This is a genomic window from Mesorhizobium sp. A556 (assembly GCF_054489545.1).
On the sequence record NZ_JBTMXA010000010.1, the window covers coordinates 115,160 to 132,662 of the forward strand.

At 61.7% G+C, this 17,503-nt stretch carries 17 protein-coding genes; 11 read left to right on the plus strand and 6 right to left on the minus strand.

The genetic code is table 11. From position 1 onward, the window contains the following. Positions 1 to 37 precede the first annotated feature (37 nt). Positions 38 to 1,030, minus strand: coding sequence for a GlxA family transcriptional regulator (locus ACX3P0_RS18855; protein WP_459090850.1), 993 nt, complete (start codon positions 1,028 to 1,030; stop codon positions 38 to 40). A 114-nt stretch (positions 1,031 to 1,144) separates the two neighbouring features. Then, entirely contained in the window at positions 1,145 to 2,680 is a 1,536-nt protein-coding gene (locus ACX3P0_RS18860; protein WP_459090852.1) for a trimethylamine methyltransferase family protein, read from the minus strand. 224 nt (positions 2,681 to 2,904) lie between these two features. Here ACX3P0_RS18860 and ACX3P0_RS18865 point away from each other — a divergent pair, with 224 nt between their 5' ends. From ACX3P0_RS18865 to ACX3P0_RS18875, 3 genes are all read left to right on the plus strand, one after another. Next, positions 2,905 to 3,792, plus strand: a complete 888-nt coding sequence (locus tag ACX3P0_RS18865) for a LysR substrate-binding domain-containing protein (protein WP_459090854.1) — start codon at positions 2,905 to 2,907, stop codon at positions 3,790 to 3,792. Between the two features lie 223 nt (positions 3,793 to 4,015). Further along, positions 4,016 to 6,436 (plus strand): GcvT family protein, encoded by a 2,421-nt coding sequence (locus ACX3P0_RS18870; RefSeq protein ID WP_459090856.1) that lies wholly within the window; start codon positions 4,016 to 4,018, stop codon positions 6,434 to 6,436. 6 nt (positions 6,437 to 6,442) lie between these two features. Beyond that, the gene (locus ACX3P0_RS18875) at positions 6,443 to 6,607 is read left to right on the plus strand and encodes a hypothetical protein (protein WP_459090858.1); all 165 of its coding nucleotides are present in this window, start codon (positions 6,443 to 6,445) and stop codon (positions 6,605 to 6,607) included. Positions 6,608 to 6,887: 280 nt separating this feature from the next. On the opposite strand, the gene ACX3P0_RS18880 is transcribed toward ACX3P0_RS18875, so the two are convergent. From ACX3P0_RS18880 to ACX3P0_RS18895, 4 genes are all read right to left on the minus strand, one after another. Next, on the minus strand, positions 6,888 to 7,757 hold the full coding sequence (locus tag ACX3P0_RS18880) for an alpha/beta fold hydrolase (protein ID WP_459090860.1): 870 nt from the start codon (positions 7,755 to 7,757) through the stop codon (positions 6,888 to 6,890). A 220-nt stretch (positions 7,758 to 7,977) separates the two neighbouring features. Continuing rightward, positions 7,978 to 8,421 carry a hypothetical protein gene (locus ACX3P0_RS18885; protein WP_459090862.1) on the minus strand — a complete coding sequence of 148 codons (444 nt, stop codon included), beginning with the start codon at positions 8,419 to 8,421 and terminating at the stop codon, positions 7,978 to 7,980. Positions 8,422 to 8,847: 426 nt separating this feature from the next. Then, positions 8,848 to 10,065, minus strand: coding sequence for an NAD(P)/FAD-dependent oxidoreductase (locus ACX3P0_RS18890; RefSeq protein ID WP_459090864.1), 1,218 nt, complete (start codon positions 10,063 to 10,065; stop codon positions 8,848 to 8,850). Positions 10,066 to 10,081: 16 nt separating this feature from the next. After that, entirely contained in the window at positions 10,082 to 10,846 is a 765-nt protein-coding gene (locus ACX3P0_RS18895) for an HpcH/HpaI aldolase family protein (protein WP_459090866.1), read from the minus strand. Positions 10,847 to 10,929: 83 nt separating this feature from the next. Between ACX3P0_RS18895 and ACX3P0_RS18900 the strand changes: the two genes are divergently transcribed. From ACX3P0_RS18900 to ACX3P0_RS18935, 8 genes are all read left to right on the plus strand, one after another. Beyond that, positions 10,930 to 11,853, plus strand: coding sequence for a 2-hydroxy-3-oxopropionate reductase (locus ACX3P0_RS18900; protein WP_459090868.1), 924 nt, complete (start codon positions 10,930 to 10,932; stop codon positions 11,851 to 11,853). A 4-nt stretch (positions 11,854 to 11,857) separates the two neighbouring features. Then, on the plus strand, positions 11,858 to 12,670 hold the full coding sequence (locus ACX3P0_RS18905; RefSeq protein WP_459090870.1) for a shikimate dehydrogenase family protein: 813 nt from the start codon (positions 11,858 to 11,860) through the stop codon (positions 12,668 to 12,670). Continuing rightward, positions 12,663 to 13,478, plus strand: a complete 816-nt coding sequence (locus ACX3P0_RS18910) for an SDR family NAD(P)-dependent oxidoreductase (RefSeq protein ID WP_459090872.1) — start codon at positions 12,663 to 12,665, stop codon at positions 13,476 to 13,478. The genes ACX3P0_RS18905 and ACX3P0_RS18910 overlap by 8 nt, the downstream gene beginning before the upstream one ends. Next, positions 13,475 to 13,822, plus strand: a complete 348-nt coding sequence (locus ACX3P0_RS18915; protein WP_459090874.1) for a RidA family protein — start codon at positions 13,475 to 13,477, stop codon at positions 13,820 to 13,822. The genes ACX3P0_RS18910 and ACX3P0_RS18915 overlap by 4 nt, the downstream gene beginning before the upstream one ends. A gap of 60 nt (positions 13,823 to 13,882) precedes the next feature. After that, positions 13,883 to 14,671 carry a FadR/GntR family transcriptional regulator gene (locus ACX3P0_RS18920; protein ID WP_459090876.1) on the plus strand — a complete coding sequence of 263 codons (789 nt, stop codon included), beginning with the start codon at positions 13,883 to 13,885 and terminating at the stop codon, positions 14,669 to 14,671. A gap of 291 nt (positions 14,672 to 14,962) precedes the next feature. Then, positions 14,963 to 15,676, plus strand: a complete 714-nt coding sequence (locus ACX3P0_RS18925; RefSeq protein WP_459090878.1) for an SDR family oxidoreductase — start codon at positions 14,963 to 14,965, stop codon at positions 15,674 to 15,676. A gap of 12 nt (positions 15,677 to 15,688) precedes the next feature. Continuing rightward, complete coding sequence (locus ACX3P0_RS18930; RefSeq protein ID WP_459090880.1) at positions 15,689 to 16,438, plus strand: SDR family NAD(P)-dependent oxidoreductase; 750 nt, start codon at positions 15,689 to 15,691, stop codon at positions 16,436 to 16,438. An 86-nt stretch (positions 16,439 to 16,524) separates the two neighbouring features. After that, complete coding sequence (locus ACX3P0_RS18935) at positions 16,525 to 17,472, plus strand: LysR substrate-binding domain-containing protein (protein WP_459090882.1); 948 nt, start codon at positions 16,525 to 16,527, stop codon at positions 17,470 to 17,472. The last annotated feature ends 31 nt before the right edge of the window (positions 17,473 to 17,503 follow it).

Here is a 17,503-nt window from a genome sequence, read left to right on the forward strand (position 1 = left end):
ATTCCGCAATTTCTATGCTCGAATCCGCACCCGCTCATTATTTCATCCCCGCCACTGCGCGTGGTGCCTCGCCGGCGCGCGAGACGCGGCGGCGCACGCTGTGCGGCACGTAGCCGAATTGCTGCCTGAAGGCACGGGAGAAGTTCGCCGCGTTCTCGAAACCGCAGGCGACGGCGACTTCGTTCACCGGAAGGCTCGAATGCGTCAGCATGTCTGCCGCGCGTCGGAGCCTGAGATTGCGATAGTAGGCGTTGGGCGGCATGCCGAGTTCGGACTTGAAGGAGCGCTCGAGCTTGTCGGACGAGACACACAGGCGGTTAGCCAGGTCGTTCATGCGCAGCACGTCCTCGATGGCGTCTTCCATCATGGCGACGGCGGAGAGCACGAGGTCGTCGCGAATGCCGCTGCGGATTCGCAATGTCAGCATCCGGCGGTCCGCATCTCGCCGTAGCGGACTGTGCATGTACCAGCCGGCGACGCCGCCCGCGAGTTCAGTCCCGAAGTCGCGGCCGATCATCTCCAGCATCATGTCCAGGCTGCCGACGCCGCCGACCGATGTGAAGCGGCGGCGATCCATAACATAGAGATCCGTGCGCATGTCGAGATGCGGAAAAGCCTCCTTGAATGCCGGCTGGCTGGTCCAATGGAGCGTGCAGGCATGACCGTCGAGCAGTCCCTTGCGCGCGAGGAAAAAAGCCGCATCGGCGACAGCGCCGAGTTGCGCGCCGGACCGGAGGTTCCTCCGGATCCATGCCATCTCCTCCTCGGCAACGAGGTGTTCTGCATCACCGCCGGAACACACGACGATGCGGTCGACCTCGGGTGCATTGCGCACGTGATGGTCCGGCTCTATGCCGATGCCGTTCGAGGCCTTGATCTTCTCGCCGGCCGCAACGGTTATCCAGGAATAGCAGCGTTTGCCCGACAGCGTATTCGCCGCCCGCAGGGGTTCGATGATGGAACTGAACGCCATCAGCGGGAAGTTCGGAAACATTAGAACCGCAAAGCGGATTTCGTGCGTATCCTTCACCGTCATCTCCTCCGGAGCATGTCGCGCAAACCCGTGCAGCGGGCTTGCGGTGACGACGCGCGTGCAAATCAGAACCCAAAACGCGGAAGCGATCCTGGAAGACCGCGCGTCCCCTCAGGGCTCGCCCGCCCCGATCTCCGCGCGCCGCCTCACGATATAGGCATCCAGTTCCTCCCGAACGGCCTGGTCGAGGGCCGGCTCTTGGTATTCCCGCAAGGCCTGCTGCCAAACGTCGGTCGCACGCTCCAGCGCATTGCGTCCGCCCGCCTCCTGCCAGCTTCCATAGTTCTGCCAGTTTGAAAGTATCGGTTGGTAGAAGGCCGTCTCGTACCGCGCAATCGTGTGCTCGGAACCGAAAAAATGTCCGCCGGCAGGCACCGACTTGATGGCTTCAAAACCAAGATCGTCCTCGGAGAAGGGCATGGGCTCGAGGAAACTCATCATGTTCTGCAGGATCTCGACGTCGAGCACGAGTTTTTCGTATGACGCCGTCAGCCCGCCTTCGAGCCATCCGGCTGCGTGATAGATGAGGTTCGCGCCGCCAAGCACCGCCCCCCAGGTCGCCATTCCCGTCTCGTAGGCCGCCTGAAGATCGACGACGTTGGAGGCATTGGCGTTCGACGTGCGATAGGGAAGCTTGTAGCGCCGCGCGAGCTGGCCTGCGATAATGTTCGCCTTGGCGTTCTCCGGCGTGCCGAAGGCGGGTGCGCCGGAGCGCATGTCGACGTTGGATGTGAATGCACCGTACATGACCGGCGTGCCCGGATTGACGAGCTGAGCCAGTGTCACGCCGAACAGCGCCTCGGCATTCTGCTGGCAGAGCGCAGCCGCAAGCGTCACCGGCGTCATCGCACCCATGAGCGTGAACGGCGTAATGGTCACCGGTTGCCCGTGCTCGGCCATGGCGATGAGCCCGTCCGCCATTGCATCATCGAAGAGCCTCGGCGAGTTGACGGAGATGATCGTGATGACGCCAGGGGAATGGCGCATCTCCTCGACGCTGATGCCGCGCGCGATCGCCATCATGTTGATACCGTCCACGGCGCGGCCCCGGCCGATGGCCGTGCAGTGGTAACACAGATCGCTGAGCACGATATTTGCATTATAGGTATCGAGGTGCCGCGAATTGGCCGGCAGTTCGATTGGCGCGCAGACCTGGTTTCCAAGGATATGGATCGCGTTGAAGTAATGGGCCAGCCGCGTGAAATTCTGGTAGTCGGCCATGTTGCCCTGCCGCCGGCCGTTGATCCGGTCGTGCACGTTCGGCGGCCCAGCGACAAGACCGAAGGCCATCGTGTTGCCGCCGATCGTCAGGCGTTTAGACGGGTTGCGGCTGGTGAGCGTGAAGAAGGATGGCGTGGTAGCCAGCGCCGCATCGACAATGGATTCGTCGATGCGGATCGTCAGGTTGTCGCGATCGATGATGGCGCCTGCCTTCTCGAACAGCGTCATCGCCTTTTCGCTCATGACGCGGATACCTATCTCGGAGAGAATGCGCATCGAATTGCGATGAAGCGCATCGATACGCTCCTCGTCGAGAAGCTGCGTCGGCGGGTAGGTGTTGGACACCTCCTGCCACGGCAACTGCGAAATACCGCCGCCGCCCCGACTTGCCCGCGATCGCCGACCGCCGCCGCGTCTGTCACTCATCGAGAACTATCTTTCATGCGATCCGCCATCCGGGATAACGAAGATCCCGGCATTGGGCACGCGTCTTTTTTTATGTTCCGCCTCACTGAAACTATGGCCAATCCCACCCCATTCTTCACACGATAAGTTCGGCGGCAATGACCAAGAAAAACGACGTCATGACTTATCTGCGTCTTGCGCACCGCGGACCGGCCGGATTAGCCTCGGAAAAAAGGGGATCCGGAATGAAGCCACCGCCGCCATTGAACTACATCCGCTCCTTCGAGTGCTCTGCCCGGCATTTGAGCTTCACGGAGGCGGCAAATGAACTGGGCTACACGCAGGCCGCGATCAGCACCCATGTGCGCGCGCTCGAACAGTATCTCGGGCGCCAGCTCTTCATCCGCTATTCGCGCAGCCTCAAGTTGACGGAAATAGGAGAGGCCTTTCTTCCCACGCTGCGCCAGGGGCTGAACCAGATCGATTTCGCGACGGAAGCCGTTCTCGCATCGGCCCGCAACAAAACTGTCGTCATCTCCTGCCCCACCAGCCTTGCCGAGAACTGGCTTGCCAGATGCGTTGCCGGCTTCAGCCGAAAACACCCCGACGTGGAGATCCTCCTGCATGGCACGATCTGGGAGGATTCGACGGAGCAGATCGCCGATATCCTCATTTCGATCCGCCGCTTCGACAATATTCCGACAGACGGCATGCAATTGTGGAACGATCGGCTTGTCCTGCTCTGCGCGCCCCAGTTCGTGCAGGGTCAGAATGCGATCAGGACGCCGGAAGACGTTTTGAAGTCCAACTGGATCGCAGTGCACGGGCGCCAGGAATTCTGGCAGGACATGGCCGATGCGCTTGGCATAGATGCTTCGGCAAACGACAGGCGGCTTTCCACCAATTCCACCAATATTGCGCTGGAACTGGCGGCAAACGGCGCCGGCTGCATCGTGACCACCCAGTCGCTCGCCCGCATCTATGTCGATCGTGACCTGCTCGTCGAGCCGTTCCCGACTCGCGCCAAGAGCGCGTGGAACTATTATCTCGCCGAGGGGCCGGCCTCGAAGGGAACGACCGTCGCCAAGGTGCGCGACTGGATCGTTTCGGAAGCCCAAATAGTGATCGGCTGACGGGCTCGATGCCATGGTGGGCCGACGTCACAGTAGCGGAGCGCGCTCCGGCAACAAGCGAAAATTGCGGGATCAATGACCTCGTTTTATTTGCCCATCTCGTGTGGAAAGAGGCCGCTTTTCCGCTCTCGCCACCTTTTGGAAGAAACGGCCCATCCCTAAACTGAGGCTGGTCGGCGCAGGGTCGCCGCGGCAGAGGTCATCAGTTCAAGGCTAGAATTATATGCGCTCCCACGCTCAAGCAGTCGTCATCGGCGGCGGTCTCATCGGTTGTTCCATTCTCTACCATCTTACCAAGCTCGGCTGGTCCGACGTCGTGCTTCTGGAGCGCAGCGAACTGACATCGGGTTCGACCTGGCATGCGGCGGCCAATATCCATGGTCTTCACGACTCCACCAATATCAGCCTGCTCCAGCATTACACTATGGCACTCTACAAAGAACTGGAGGTAGAGACAGGGCAAGGCTGCGGCATCTTCCAGCCGGGCTCGCTTTATCTTGCGCAGACCGAGGCGCGCGAGCACCAGCTCAGGCTCCAGGAGGCCAAGGCACGCCGCTACAACATGAACTTCTACGAAGTCGGCCGCGACGAGGCGGAGCGCCTGCATCCGCTGGTCAACTTCGATGGCATCCGCTGCATCATGTACGAACCCGAGGGCGGCAATGTCGATCCGTCCGGCGTGACGATGGCATATGCGGCGGGCGCGCGCCAGCGAGGCGCCGAAATCCACCGCTTCACGCCGGTCACGGGCACGGAGGCGCAGCCGGACGGCAGCTGGATCGTGCGCACGCCGAAGGGCGACATCCGCGCCCAATGGATTGTCAATGCCGCCGGTCTTTGGGGCCGGGAAGTGGCCGCCATGGCTGGGCTCGAGCTTCCGTTGATACCGACTGAGCATCAGTATTTCGTCACTGAGACGATCCCGGAAATTGCAGGCCTCTCCCGCCGCCTTCCCTCCGTCGCCGACCGCGACGGCGAATATTATCTGCGACAGGAGGGGCTCGGCCTGCTGATCGGCGCCTATGAACGCGACATGCGGTTCTGGGCCGAGGACGGCACGCCACCCGACTTCGGGCACGAACTCTTCCCCGATGACCTTGACCGCATTGAGGAGAACATGATGCGCGCCATCGACCGCGTGCCGGTCGTGGGAAGGGCGGGCATCAAGCGCGTGATCAACGGGCCAATGATCTGGTCGCCCGACAGCGCGGTCCTTTTGGGCCCTGTGCCGGAAATGACGAATTACTTCTGTTGCAACGGCATCATACCAGGTTTCTCGCAATCCGGCGGCATGGGCAAGCTCGCTGCGGAGTGGATGATAGAGGGCGAGCCGTCGCTGGATATGTTCGGCTGGGACATGGCCCGCTTCGGCCATTGGGCCGGCAAGTCCTTCACGAAGGCGCGGGTGCAGGACCAATACAGCCATCGTTTCAAGATTCACTTCCCAAACGAGGAGCGCGCAGCCGGGCGCCCGGTCCGCACCCGGCCCGCCTACGAAAAACAGAAGGCGATGGGCGCGGTCTTTGGCCTCAATTTCGGCTGGGAGCATCCCCTGTGGTTCTCGGCCGATGGCGAACCCGAAGCGGAATCGATCGGCTTCACCCGCCAGAACTGGTGGGCGCCGGTCGGCCGCGAGGCGCGAATGCTGCGCGAGAATGCTGGCATCATCGACATTTCCAACTTCGCCAAATATGCGGTGAAAGGACCAGGCGCCGCAGACTGGCTCAATGCGATGTTCGCCAACCGCATGCCGACGCAGGTTGGCCGCTCATGCCTGACGCCGCTCATCGGCAAGCGTGGGGGAATTGCCGGTGACTTCACCGTCACCAAGTTGGCCGAAGACGATTTCATGATTTTCGGTTCCGGCATGGCCGAGCGCTACCACCAGCGCTTCTTCAAGGCGGTCTCCCTCCCCGAGGAGACCACCTTTGCCTCAATGACCGAGCGTCTTTGCGCCTTCAACATCGCCGGTCCGAAATCGCGGGAACTGCTGATGCGCCTGACGAACGAGGACATTTCTAACGAGAGCTTCCCGTTCATGCGGTCGCGCAGAATGAGCGTTGCCGGCGTAGATCTTGTCTCGCTCCGCGTTTCGTTTACCGGCGATCTCGGTTGGGAACTCTATTGCGACGCCGATCAACAGGTCGCGCTATACGGCGCCTTGTTGGAGGCCGGAAAGGACCTAGGCGCAGGTCCCGTCGGTTCGCGGGCGCTTGCCTCCTTGCGCATAGAAAAAGGCTACGGCAGTTGGAGCCGCGAATACTCGCCGGAGTATTGGCCGCAGGAATGCGGCCTCGACCGGCTGATCAAGCTCGAAAAGGGCTCCTTCCTGAACAAAGAAGCCTATCAGACCATTGCCGGAGAGAGCCCGAGGCAGACGATCGCCATTGTATCGATCGACGCAAAGAATGCCGATGCGACCGGTGGTGAACCGATCTTTCTCCTCGACGGTACGCCGATCGGCCAGGTCTCCTCCGGTGCCTACGGCTACACCGTCGGCATGTCGCTCGCGCTCTGCTACATCAAAACCGGCATGGCGAAGCCAGGTGACAAAGTGAGCGTCGCCATTCTCGGCCGTCCCCACGACGCCACCATCCTTGCACGACCGCCCTTTGATCCGGAGGGGGCGAGACTTAGAACTTGAGAATCGATGGGAATGATTTCGACCAACACCGACGCGAGAATGCCGGAAGACGAAGCCTCCGATATCGCGAATTTCGTGGACCGGCTCTACGTCAATCACTCGGAAACGACGCGGGACGATCTTGCCAAGCTTCAGGACGGGCAAGATTTTCGGTTGATCACTTCACGCTGAACGTCAGCACCCCACGCTGACGGCTGTGTTGCAGGGTTCGTAATTTGAGCGGAGCGTGCCAACCAGTGGTTCATGTTTCTTTCGACCTTAGCGTGTCTGCAGCCTGACGTCGGCTCATCCCTTCCGAGCAAGCCAGACGAACCTTCAGATATAATTCCACGGTATAGATCCCCAACCCTCCTGCTCGTGTCGCAGAAGGAAAATAGGTGGCCGGATTTTACTCCGCCCCTACGGCGAGATTATCCCGCCGTTACCGTGGTAGGTTTTTGCACCGCCGCTCTCACCTCACCCTAGTTGCTTGGAAAAATGCGCCCAGCTCGATGGCCAACTCCTCGGGAGCTTCTTCTGCCATATGGTGCCCGCAGTCGATGCTCCGACCACTGACGTTGCTCGCCCATCCACCCCAGATGTCAAGAATATCGCCAAAGAGATCTTCCAGATCGTCCCGCGCCGACCAAAGCACAAGCAAAGGGCAAGCGAGTTTGCGACCAGCAGCTCTATCATCTTCGTCGTGCTGGCGATCAACGACTAGCCCTGCCCGATAGTCTTCGATCATTCCATGAACCGTTGCCGGGTCATGGATCGCGGCACGAAAGTCAGCGTAACCCTCCGCGCCCATCAGCTCTGGATTGCCACCGTACCACGCGTCCGGATCAGCTAGGATCGACCGCTCTGGCTTCTCTGCTTGGGCGAAAAAGAACCAATGCCACCAAGCAGAAGCGAAGCGAGCGTCGCACCGTGCGAGAGCATCCGCAATCGGAATGCCGTCTAAGATTGCTAGACTACTGACTGACGCCGGGTAGTCCATCGCAGTTCGAAAGGCCGTATAAGATCCTCTATCGTGCCCGACGAGTCCGAAGCGATCAAAACCAAGATGGCTCATAAGTGCAACGCAGTCTCTTGCTTTAGCTCGCTTCGATGAACCAGCGTGATCGGGTGTATCTATAGGCTTGGAGGATTGGCCGAAGCCACGCAGGTCCGGGCATACAACGGTGTACTGCTCGGCCAGGATTGGAGCTACACGGTGCCATGTTGCATGTGTCCGAGGATGACCATGCAACAGTAGAAGCGGCTCCCCTTTGCCACCAACCCGCACTCGAAGCACGGCCTCCGGAAGCTTGATTTGCTGCAGCTTGAATCCATCGAACATATTTTCTCCTACCCCAACACGAACAGAACGCTCTGGCACCCAACCAGTTTCAATGGCCACTTTCAGGCGTGTGCACTGAGAGCTTTGATGCCCGAAATGGGGTCGACAGCGGTCATCTGCCCACTGCCCGACAAACACCCGTTTGTCGGGCAGTGGGTCGAAATGGTGATGATGGGGTGGGAGGAAGAAGGGCCGCTTTCTGTTTGATTGGCCCAAAGTATCAAGGACTGGTTCTGCGGGCAAAATGCTCATAGGTGATTTGCCACGGGTCGCTGTCAGACGCTCTTTCCTCGCCGATCCAATGGAAGCTGTCGGCGGTGATTTCGGTAAAACGCCATCGAGCTTTGAGGCCGCGCAAATCCTCGCCGATCTGGACAATGTCCCTGCCCTCGGCCCTGCCGATCTGGCGCGAGTAGTCCTGGTTGAGGGGGTCGCTCCAGATGATGTGCCAGCCATCGATCACGGGATCGAAGATGCGCAAGGTCGTGCCATACATGGTGGGCGGCGAAGGCCGTCTGGGCCTGATCCAGATGTCCTGGATCGCGCGGCCTTCCAGCACCCAGTCGAAGTGGATTTCCCCCGTTGATTCCTGGGTTGTCCCGTCGTTCAGGTGGTGGACCGTGTCCATCTCCCAGCTTCCAATCAGCCACCCATAAAGCTCCATGTCTTTTGCCCGGGCCGGCGGCGGACTTTCGGATCCGAGGGCGACGAGAAACGGCGATATCGTCATTATCAAAGCCCTTTCGTTCTTCGGCAGACGACGGAAGTTTAACACAGTCTTCCTGACAGCCAGCCGTCAGGAGATCGAGAGAAACGTCCGGCTTGCGGTCGGAAGAGGCCTTCCATATCAACCAGCGTTTGCAAGATACGGCTACATTCGTGCAACCGACTTTCCAGCTAGATGCGCCGTCAAAGACCGTCGAGATGGCTCCGCAACCAACAGTTCCACACTGCAACTTATGCGACGTTTCAAGCACAAAACATGAACGCTGATTGGTAGTGTACGGTTTCGAATAGTCATATTTGATTCGTCATGAAGTCAGCTTCCCGCCATTCAGCCGCCTCTAGAAAGCTACCTTCGGGCAACGGCTCAGATCACCGCTTCTTCGAGAAATGGTTCTTTGCGCGGTATGCGCTCATAGCCGAACGGCGAGAGATTGAGCGTCTGGAAGGCTCCGTGGACGATCAATTCCGACACGGCTCTGCCGACGGCTGGCGATTGCTGAAGACCATGCCCAGAGAAACCGTTGGCAAACATGAAATTGGTCACTTCGGGGTGGAAGCCAACGATGCCGTTGTGGTCGAGCATGTTGTATTCATAGTGCCCGGTCCAGCAGGTCTGGACCTTCAACGCGTCGAAAGCTGGAATGCGATGCCAGAGCGCCGGCCAGATATAATCGTCGAACTCCTCGTGATGCATTTCAAAGTCGTCATAGTCGGCCGGCCCATCGTTCTGCGGCGTGTTGCCGGTGAGAAACAGTTCGCCCTCAGGCCGCACGAAGGTGCCGGAAAGATCGATGACATTGGGCATCCGGCCGGGAATCGGCGTGGCGCTGGAAAAGACAAAGCTGTAGCGTTTGTAGGGCGCGACCGGAATAGACAGGCCGGCCATGGCAGCGACCTGCTGCGCCCGCGGCCCGGCCGCGTTCACCAGCGTCCCGCATGAAATCGTCTCGCCGGTCGCAAATCTTGCCGCCGTGACTCGGCCGTCCGCCAGGTCGAGGCCGACCACGGCGTTGTCCACATATTCGACGCCCGAGCCACGCGCGGCGCGCCGGAAGCCGTTGAGCATGCCCATGGAATCGAACCAACCCTCCTCGCGCGCGCCCCACGAGCCGCCGCCGAGATCCTCAACGTTGAGCCAGGGGAAGCGCTCCTTCAGCGGGCCGGGATCAAAAAAGACGGTGTGCGCGCCAAGACTACGCTGCAGATCGACCCGTGCCTTCGCCGCGTCCACCCCGTCGGGCGAACAGCAATAGAGATAGCCATGTTCGCGGAAGCCGAGATCGGGCGCCGGCTCGTTCGGGAAGAACGGCGCCATCAATTCCGGAAAGCTGCGGATCATCTCGATGCCGAACTGACTGATCTTGACATTGATCGGATTGGAATATTGCTGGCGGATGGCGCTGGTGGAGAGCGCGGTCGAGGAGAACTCGTAGCTGCTGTCGCGCTCTACCACCAGGATCGATGCGCGATTGCCCAATGCTTGGCTGAGCCAGTAGGCCGTTGAGGATCCGACGACGGCGCCCCCCACGATGACGATGTCGTAGGCGGCACGGGCGGGAGCCTTGTAGGAAGGGATCGCCATGGCACGGGTTCCTCAGTCAGCGGGCGAAAGCGGCAATCAGCGCGTCGGACCCGCGTGCGAGCAGACCGAGATCCGAACCGACCGCAACCATGGAGAAGCCATCAGCAAGATAGCGGTCGGCATCGGCCTTGACCGGCGCCAGGATGCCGCTCGCCTTACCGGCACCCACTGCCGCCTTCTGAACCGAGTTGATAGCGTCCTGCACATGCGCGGCATTGGGATTACCCATGGCGCCCATATTGGTGGAGAGGTCGCCGGGGCCGACGAAGAGCACGTCGACGCCGTCGACCTCCGCGATCTCTGCGGCATTGGCGACGCCAATCTCGTCCTCAATCTGGACGGCGAGAAGCTGCTGCGCGCGTGCGTTAGCATGGTAGCCGGCAATGCGGCCGAAGGCGTTGGCGCGGTGACCGACGGAGAAGCCGCGAATTCCGCCGGGTGCGTAGGTCATAGCGGCGACAATGGCTCGCGCCTGCGCAGCATCGCGGACATTCGGGATCATGAGGCTGCGGGCGCCGATGTCCATCGCCTGCTTGATGAGATTGGCGTCGTCGGAAGGTAATCGCACCACCGCCTCGCACGGAAACGCCGCAGCGACCTGCAACTGTCCCATGATGGTGATGAGATGGTTGGGGCTGTGCTCGCCGTCAATCAGGAGCCAGCCGGCGCCGGACCCGGCGACGACCTCGGTTGTAAGCGCCGAGCCCAGCGAGCACCAGATACCGATATGCGGTTGGCCGGCGACCACGGCTGCCTTGAGGGAGTTCTGGCGCTCTTGCATCTGGTCGTTCTCCGTATCGAGAATGTGTATTGAAATTTGTATGATGTCCTATATCATACGCCATAAACACCTCGCAAGCCATCATGCGGCTTGAGAGCATCAAAAAGGATCGAGGCATGAAAATCGGTTTTATCGGATTGGGCGTGATGGGCACGCCGATGGCGCGCAATCTCGTCACCGCTGGCCATGAGATTGTCACCACGCTCAACCGCTCGCCACTTCCGCAGGCCCTTGAAGCTGCGGTAGTGTCTTCGCCGGCCGAAGTGGCGCATGCTACGGACATCGTGATCACGATGCTGCCTGACACACCGGACGTGGAACGCGTGCTGCTCGGCAAGAACGGCGTGCTGGAAGGGATCGCCAAAGGCGCGCTGGTCATCGACATGAGTTCGATCGGCCCGATTGAGACGGAGCGCTTCGCGCATGACTTCCGCGATAAGGGCGTCGATTACCTCGATGCGCCAGTTTCCGGCGGCGAGGTTGGCGCCAAGGCCGCTAGCCTGACCATCATGGTCGGTGGGCCGCAAGCCGCGTTCGACCGTGCGCTGCCGATCTTCGAAAAGCTTGGCAAGAACATCACCCTGATCGGCGAAACGAACGGCACCGGCCAGACCTGCAAGATCGCCAACCAGATCATCGTGGCGCTCAACATCGAGGCGGTTGCCGAGGCGTTGGTCTTCGCCAGCAAGGCCGGCTGCGATCCGGCCAAGGTGCGCGAGGCGCTGATGGGTGGCTTTGCCTCCTCGCGCGTGCTCGATGTGCATGGTGAGCGGATGATCAAGCGTACTTTCGCGCCGGGTTTCCGCATCAGCCTGCATCAGAAGGACCTCGGGTTGGCGCTGGACAGCGCACGGGCGCTTGGCGTCGCGCTGCCCAATACGGCGACGGCGCAGGAACTGATGAACGCTTGCGCCGCGCAGGACGGTGGCGGCGAGGCCGACCACTCGTCCCTGGTGCGGGCGCTGGAACGACTGAGTGCCCATGAATTGTCGAATGGAGAGGAATGAGACGATGCGCGGAAGCGGCAAGGCGGATGTGTTCGTGATGCTGGCCCATCCTGTTGGTCATGCCAAAAGCCCCGGCATGTTCAACGAAATCTTCGAACAGAAGGGCCTGGACAGCCTGATGGTGCCGATGAGTTGCAAGCCGGAGAATTTCGACATCTTCTGGGCGGGTTTGACCGCCGCGGAGAATGTACGCGGCGTCATCATCTCGGTGCCTTACAAGGTGGCGGTCTATCACAAATGCACGACGGCCCATGACCGTGCGGCGCGGGTGCAAAGCGCCAACTCCGTCCGGCGCCAGGCCGATGGCAGCTGGTATGCCGACAATTTCGACGGTGTCGGCTTCATTGACGGGTTGAAGGCCGGAAACCACCAGATCGCCGGCCGCAAGATCCTGCAGGTGGGTGCGGGAGGCGCCGGCGCCTCGCTCGCCTACTGCCTGGCAGAAGCCGGCGCCAGCGAGATTCGTCTGAACGATATCGACAAAAGTCGCGCGGAAAAGCTTGCCGTGCTTGTGGCGAAGGCGTTTCCGGCCTGCCGCATAGAGGCGGGCGACGCCGATCCCTCCGGCATGGACATGGCGATCAACGCGACGCCGATCGGTATGCATGCCGGCGATCCGCTGCCGCTGGACGTCAGCAAGCTCACACCTGCCATGACGGTGGTGGACATCATCATGGAGCCGGCCGAAACCGCACTGCTGCGCAAGGCGCAAGAAATCGGCTGCCGCGTCCAGCCCGGCCTGCCGATGATGGATTTCCAGGTTCGCGGCATGGCGGAATTCTTCGATATCGAACGCAAGGACCGCATCCATGGCTAATACCCGCGTAGTCGTGGTCGTGGGCGGCACATCGGGCATCGGACGGGCGATCGCCTTGCGCTTTGCCGAGGACGGCGCCAATGTCGTCGTCGCCGGGCGTGACAAGAGACGCGGAACAGACATGGCAGAAGCCTGCAGGACCGCTGGTGCGCCCGCTGCCCGCTACGTCGAGACCGATGTCGGCGACGCCGATTCGGTCGAGGTGCTGGGCAAGACGGTCGAGGGTGAATTCGGCGCACCGCATGTGGCGGTCAATTGCGCCGGCATCCTGCAAAGCGGCAAGCGCGTTCTCGACCAGGCGCTGGACGAGGACGAGACCCTGTGGCGGGTGAACTATCGCGGCACGCTTCTCGGCTGCCAGGTGTTCGGCAGACTGATGTCGGCCGCCGGGCGCGGTGCCATTCTCAACGTCGGTTCGCTGGCATCCTTCGCGCCGTTGTCGCTGCCGGCCTATACGCCGGGCAAGCACGCGGTGCTGGCGCTGACGCAGATGCTGGCGGCGGAGCTTGGGCCGCATGGCGTTCGCGTCAACGCCGTCGCGCCGGGCTACACGCTTTCCGACGGATTGAAGGACAAGATCGCCAGGGGCGAACGCAATCCCGAGGCGATCAAGGCGACGACGGCGCTGCGGCGCTTCGTCGAACCGCGCGATGTCGCCGAGGCCGCCTTGTTCCTGTGCTCGGACCGGGCCGGCGCGATCACCGGCGTCACCCTGCCGGTCGACGCAGGCTGGCTCGTGCAGGCGCCCTATGCCCATTATCTGCAAGGCAATCCGATCCGCCCCCAACTTCCTGAGAAGAATTCATGACCGACATCAAACGTTTCGACTTCGACACCCGTATCCACCACGGCGTCATCCACAACGGCACGCTCTACCTGACCGGACAGGTCGCCGAGCCGGGCCGGTCGGCAGCCGACCAGATGCGTGAGGTGCTCGCCAAGATTGATGGGCTCCTCGCCAGGGCCGGCACCGACAAGACCCGCATCCTGCATGTCCAGATGTGGCTGGACGACGTCCGAGACTTCGACGAAGTCAACGAGGTCTGGGATGCCTGGATGCCGATGGACCATGCGCCTGCCCGTTCCTCCGGCCAGGGCCGCATGGCAAAACCCGGCATGCTGGTCGAGCTGATCGTCACCGCTGCGGTTTGAAAGTTCGCGCCGACCGGGGGCATTGTCCCCGGCCTGACGAAAACCGGGTAAGGGAGAATTATGACGAAACGCAAGCCGTTGTCGACGGTCGTGGCGGAGAGCTTGTCGGAGAGGATTCTTTCCGGCCGGCTGCTTCCCGGCGCCCAACTGCCCACCGAAGCGGAGCTATGCACCGAATATGACGTGAGCCGGACCGTGGTGCGGGAGGCGGTGGCGCGCCTGCGATCCGAGGGAATGGTCGTGCCACAGCAGGGGCGCGGCATATTTGTCAGCGACGCGCCGAAACCGCGTGCCTTTTCCATTCCCGACGACGCACTGAAGACGCTGCCGGAAACGGTCGCCCTGCTCGAACTGCGGCTGAGCGTCGAAGTCGAGACCGCAGGGCTCTGTGCGGAGCGGCGAACGGATGCCGAGGCTACCGCCATACGCGAGCTGATGGAGCAGGTGGACGCCCAGCATATCGATCCCGCCGAAACCCAGATCCACTACGATTACGATTTTCACCTGGCCATCGCCAAGGCCGCGCGCAACGAATACATCCACGGCTTCCTAAGCTACCTGCGGCCTATCATCGTGCCCCGTTACCAGCTTGGCTATCTGGTGACCCCGGACCGCAAGGAAGCCTACTATATGCGTATCCACAAGGAGCATCGGGCAATCGTCGATGCAATCGAAAAGCAGGAGGCGGCCACGGCGCGGCTCGCCATGCGCAGGCACCTCTACAACAGCCTGGAACGCTTACGCGCGCTGGCGCTGGCTTCCGGCGTGCAGCCGACGGATGTCGAGCAAAAGGAAGCGGCAGCGGCGCTTTTCGCGGATCTGAGACGCCCCGCTGCCGGAAATCGATGACGCGAAAGCGTCGTCATCGATTTCCCCAGGGGCACCACGACGCCATGACCGCTCAGGCGAAAGTTCAATTTTGCCCCGAAGGCCGGCGCGTGGGGTTTCTCCTGCCTGAAAAGCGCCGGTTCGGCACGCTTTTCAGCGGATTTTCATTGCTATCTGCCCGCCACTTGACGAGACGGCAATCTCTGGTGATGTCGAAATAAGAAAGTTTATCTTTTCTATTTCCTGCTTTTCTTGATTCCCCCGGGGTGGCCGAGGCCGCACACTCCCTGCAGAGAAACTGGAAGACGCGACGTGACGACAGCCATCATTACAGGCGCTACCAGCGGCATCGGACGAGCCATGGCGATCGCGCTGAGCGATGCGGGCTACGATGTCTACGCCATGGGGCGGAGTGAAGCTGCCTTGAAGGAACTGCAAGGCACGCATCCTCGCATCGTGCCCGTCGCGATGGATGTCACCGACCGCGAGGGCCTGGAGGCCGTGCTGGCGGACCTGCATGTCGATGTCCTCGTCAACAATGCCGGGATGATGCCACCGCTCGGCAATTTCGTCGACATGAAGATCGCCGACATCGACACGACGCTCGAAGTCAATCTCAGCGCCGCGATCCTGCTGACCCGGCTGGTGGTTCCGCAGATGCGCGAGCGCCAGTCCGGGCACATCATCTTCACCGGTTCCTCGGCCGGCCATGCCCCGTTTCCAAACGTCGCGGTCTACTCCGCGACCAAGGCGGCGATTGCCGGCTTCGCCGCAGCACTTCGGGCAGACGTGTCGCAGTACGGTATTCGCGTCACCGAGATCGTCCCCGGCCGCGTGGAAACGCAGCTCTACAACGACATTCTCGACGCCGAGGCGCGGGCGGCTATGTACGCCGGCAACGTTGCCGTGCAGCCCGAAGACGTCGCGCGGATGCTGGTGGCCCTTCTCGCCCTCCCCGCATCGGCCGACGTTACCCGCTTCGACATCATGCCGACGCGCCCGACCACGCCTAGCGGCAGCAAGTAGGAGAAGAGCACCATGAAAGACCTTTGCGTACTGATCGTTGGCGGTGGCTCCGGCCTTGGCGCGCTGCTCGCCCAAAAGGCGGTTGACGACGGCGCGGCCGCGATCGGCATCATCGACATCAACCCGGAGGCGGCCGAGGCAGCACTAGCGCCTGCGCGTGCAAAAGGCCTGCCGACGGCATCTGCCAAATGCGACATTCAGGTCGGGCCGGAGTGCCATGCCGCCTTCGACGCGATCGCCGCCAAGCTCGGCCGGGTCGATACCCTCGTCAATTGCGCGGCGATCTATCCGCGCCGGCCGCTTCTCGAAATCACCGACGCCGACTGGGATGCCTCCAACGGCATCAACATCAAGGGTACCTACCACATGATGGTTGCGGCGGTCCGGCACATGCAAAAGCAGGACCCGAAGGCCCACGTTCGCGGCCGCATCGTCAACCTGACGTCCGTCGACGCCTTCAAGGCGCATCCGCAAAACGCCCATTACGCCGCAACGAAAGCCGCCGTCGTCAGCCTGACCCGGTCGTTTGCGCACCAAGTCGCCAAGGATGGCATCCTGGTGAATTCCGTCGCTCCTGCCGGCATGGCAACCGAGAAAGCCAAGGCGCTGGGCTTCCTGGACGAACTGGCCAAGGCGAGCCCGCTTGGGCGCGGAGCAGAGCCGCACGAGATCGCCGAGTGGGTGCTCATGACCGGCGGCCCGAAGAACACCTACATGACCGGCGAACAGGTCATCGTTTCCGGCGGCTACATTTATGCCTGAGGCGGCCGGACGACGGTTCCGGGGAGCGGGCCGCCGCCAGCAGGGCAGGACCGATACGGTTCGAAGGGAGAGGAGCGGAACTGACGATGACCGGTAAGCTGCGCCTTCCGCCGTTGAATGCCCTGCGCGTCTTTCATGCCGTCGCGCAACACAAGAGCTTTCGCCAAGCGGCCGACGAGCTTCTCGTCACGCCGCAGGCGGTCGGGCAGCAGATCAAGCTGCTTGAAGATACGCTCCAGGTGACGCTGTTCGAACGCAAGGGCCGCTCCATCGAGTTGACGGAGTCGGCGATACTGTTGTCCCACTACGTCAAGGCCGGGTTCGGCGAATTCGCCGAAGGCGTTCGCCGCGTTACCAAGTCGGGTTACAGAGATCGCATCAACCTGAACGCCAGTCCCTATTTCGCCACCCACTATCTGTTGCCGCGACTGTCCCTGTTTCGGGAAATCCTGCCCGCCGGCGACCTTCGGCTCACGACCATGGTCGACCTGCCGGACTTCGGGCGTGACGACATCGATATGACCGTGCAGTGGGGCTACGGAGTCTGGCAGGACTACGAGGCGACGCTGCTCGTCCTCGACCCCAAGATCATCTGCTGCACGCCGACGCTCGGCGAAAAGATCAAATCGGCACAGGATCTGACGCAGTTCACCCTTCTGGACACGGTCAAGTCCAAGCGGCTGTGGCCCGACATCCTTCGCCACTTAGCCGTGGAGAAGACCGACAGCGACCGCAGCATCGGCTTCGACGACGCCGCCACGATGCGGCGGGCAACGCTCCAGGGCATCGGCGTCGGCCTGGTCTCCGTGATCGATGCGGAGGAAGACCTGCGCTCTGGCGCCCTGGTCGCGCCGCTCGGGCGCGACGCGATCACCGGCATGATGCCGGAGGAAATTCCGGGGTTCTATCTCGTCATGCCCAAGGGCCATTTGCGCGTGAAAGCCGTCGCGGCCCTGCATCGATGGCTGACCCAGCAGAATTGGGGCGATCTGGAAGCCTCTCCGTTACCGACGCCGATCCCTCTTTCGGATTGAAAGCGGTTTACCAGCCGGGCCTCGATTGCCC

Bases quoted from the DNA above. Each gene is read 5' to 3' on its own strand.
- ACX3P0_RS18860 (WP_459090852.1), bottom strand. From the start codon at position 2,680: ATGAGTGACAGACGCGGCGGCGGTCGGCGATCGCGGGCAAGTCGGGGC.
- ACX3P0_RS18865 (WP_459090854.1), top strand. From the start codon at position 2,905: ATGAAGCCACCGCCGCCATTGAACTACATCCGCTCCTTCGAGTGCTCT.
- ACX3P0_RS18870 (WP_459090856.1), top strand. From the start codon at position 4,016: ATGCGCTCCCACGCTCAAGCAGTCGTCATCGGCGGCGGTCTCATCGGT.
- ACX3P0_RS18875 (WP_459090858.1), top strand. From the start codon at position 6,443: ATGGGAATGATTTCGACCAACACCGACGCGAGAATGCCGGAAGACGAA.
- ACX3P0_RS18880 (WP_459090860.1), bottom strand. From the start codon at position 7,757: ATGTTCGATGGATTCAAGCTGCAGCAAATCAAGCTTCCGGAGGCCGTG.
- ACX3P0_RS18885 (WP_459090862.1), bottom strand. From the start codon at position 8,421: ATGGAGCTTTATGGGTGGCTGATTGGAAGCTGGGAGATGGACACGGTC.
- ACX3P0_RS18890 (WP_459090864.1), bottom strand. From the start codon at position 10,065: ATGGCGATCCCTTCCTACAAGGCTCCCGCCCGTGCCGCCTACGACATC.
- ACX3P0_RS18895 (WP_459090866.1), bottom strand. From the start codon at position 10,846: ATGCAAGAGCGCCAGAACTCCCTCAAGGCAGCCGTGGTCGCCGGCCAA.
- ACX3P0_RS18900 (WP_459090868.1), top strand. From the start codon at position 10,930: ATGCGGCTTGAGAGCATCAAAAAGGATCGAGGCATGAAAATCGGTTTT.
- ACX3P0_RS18905 (WP_459090870.1), top strand. From the start codon at position 11,858: ATGCGCGGAAGCGGCAAGGCGGATGTGTTCGTGATGCTGGCCCATCCT.
- ACX3P0_RS18910 (WP_459090872.1), top strand. From the start codon at position 12,663: ATGGCTAATACCCGCGTAGTCGTGGTCGTGGGCGGCACATCGGGCATC.
- ACX3P0_RS18915 (WP_459090874.1), top strand. From the start codon at position 13,475: ATGACCGACATCAAACGTTTCGACTTCGACACCCGTATCCACCACGGC.
- ACX3P0_RS18920 (WP_459090876.1), top strand. From the start codon at position 13,883: ATGACGAAACGCAAGCCGTTGTCGACGGTCGTGGCGGAGAGCTTGTCG.
- ACX3P0_RS18930 (WP_459090880.1), top strand. From the start codon at position 15,689: ATGAAAGACCTTTGCGTACTGATCGTTGGCGGTGGCTCCGGCCTTGGC.
- ACX3P0_RS18935 (WP_459090882.1), top strand. From the start codon at position 16,525: ATGACCGGTAAGCTGCGCCTTCCGCCGTTGAATGCCCTGCGCGTCTTT.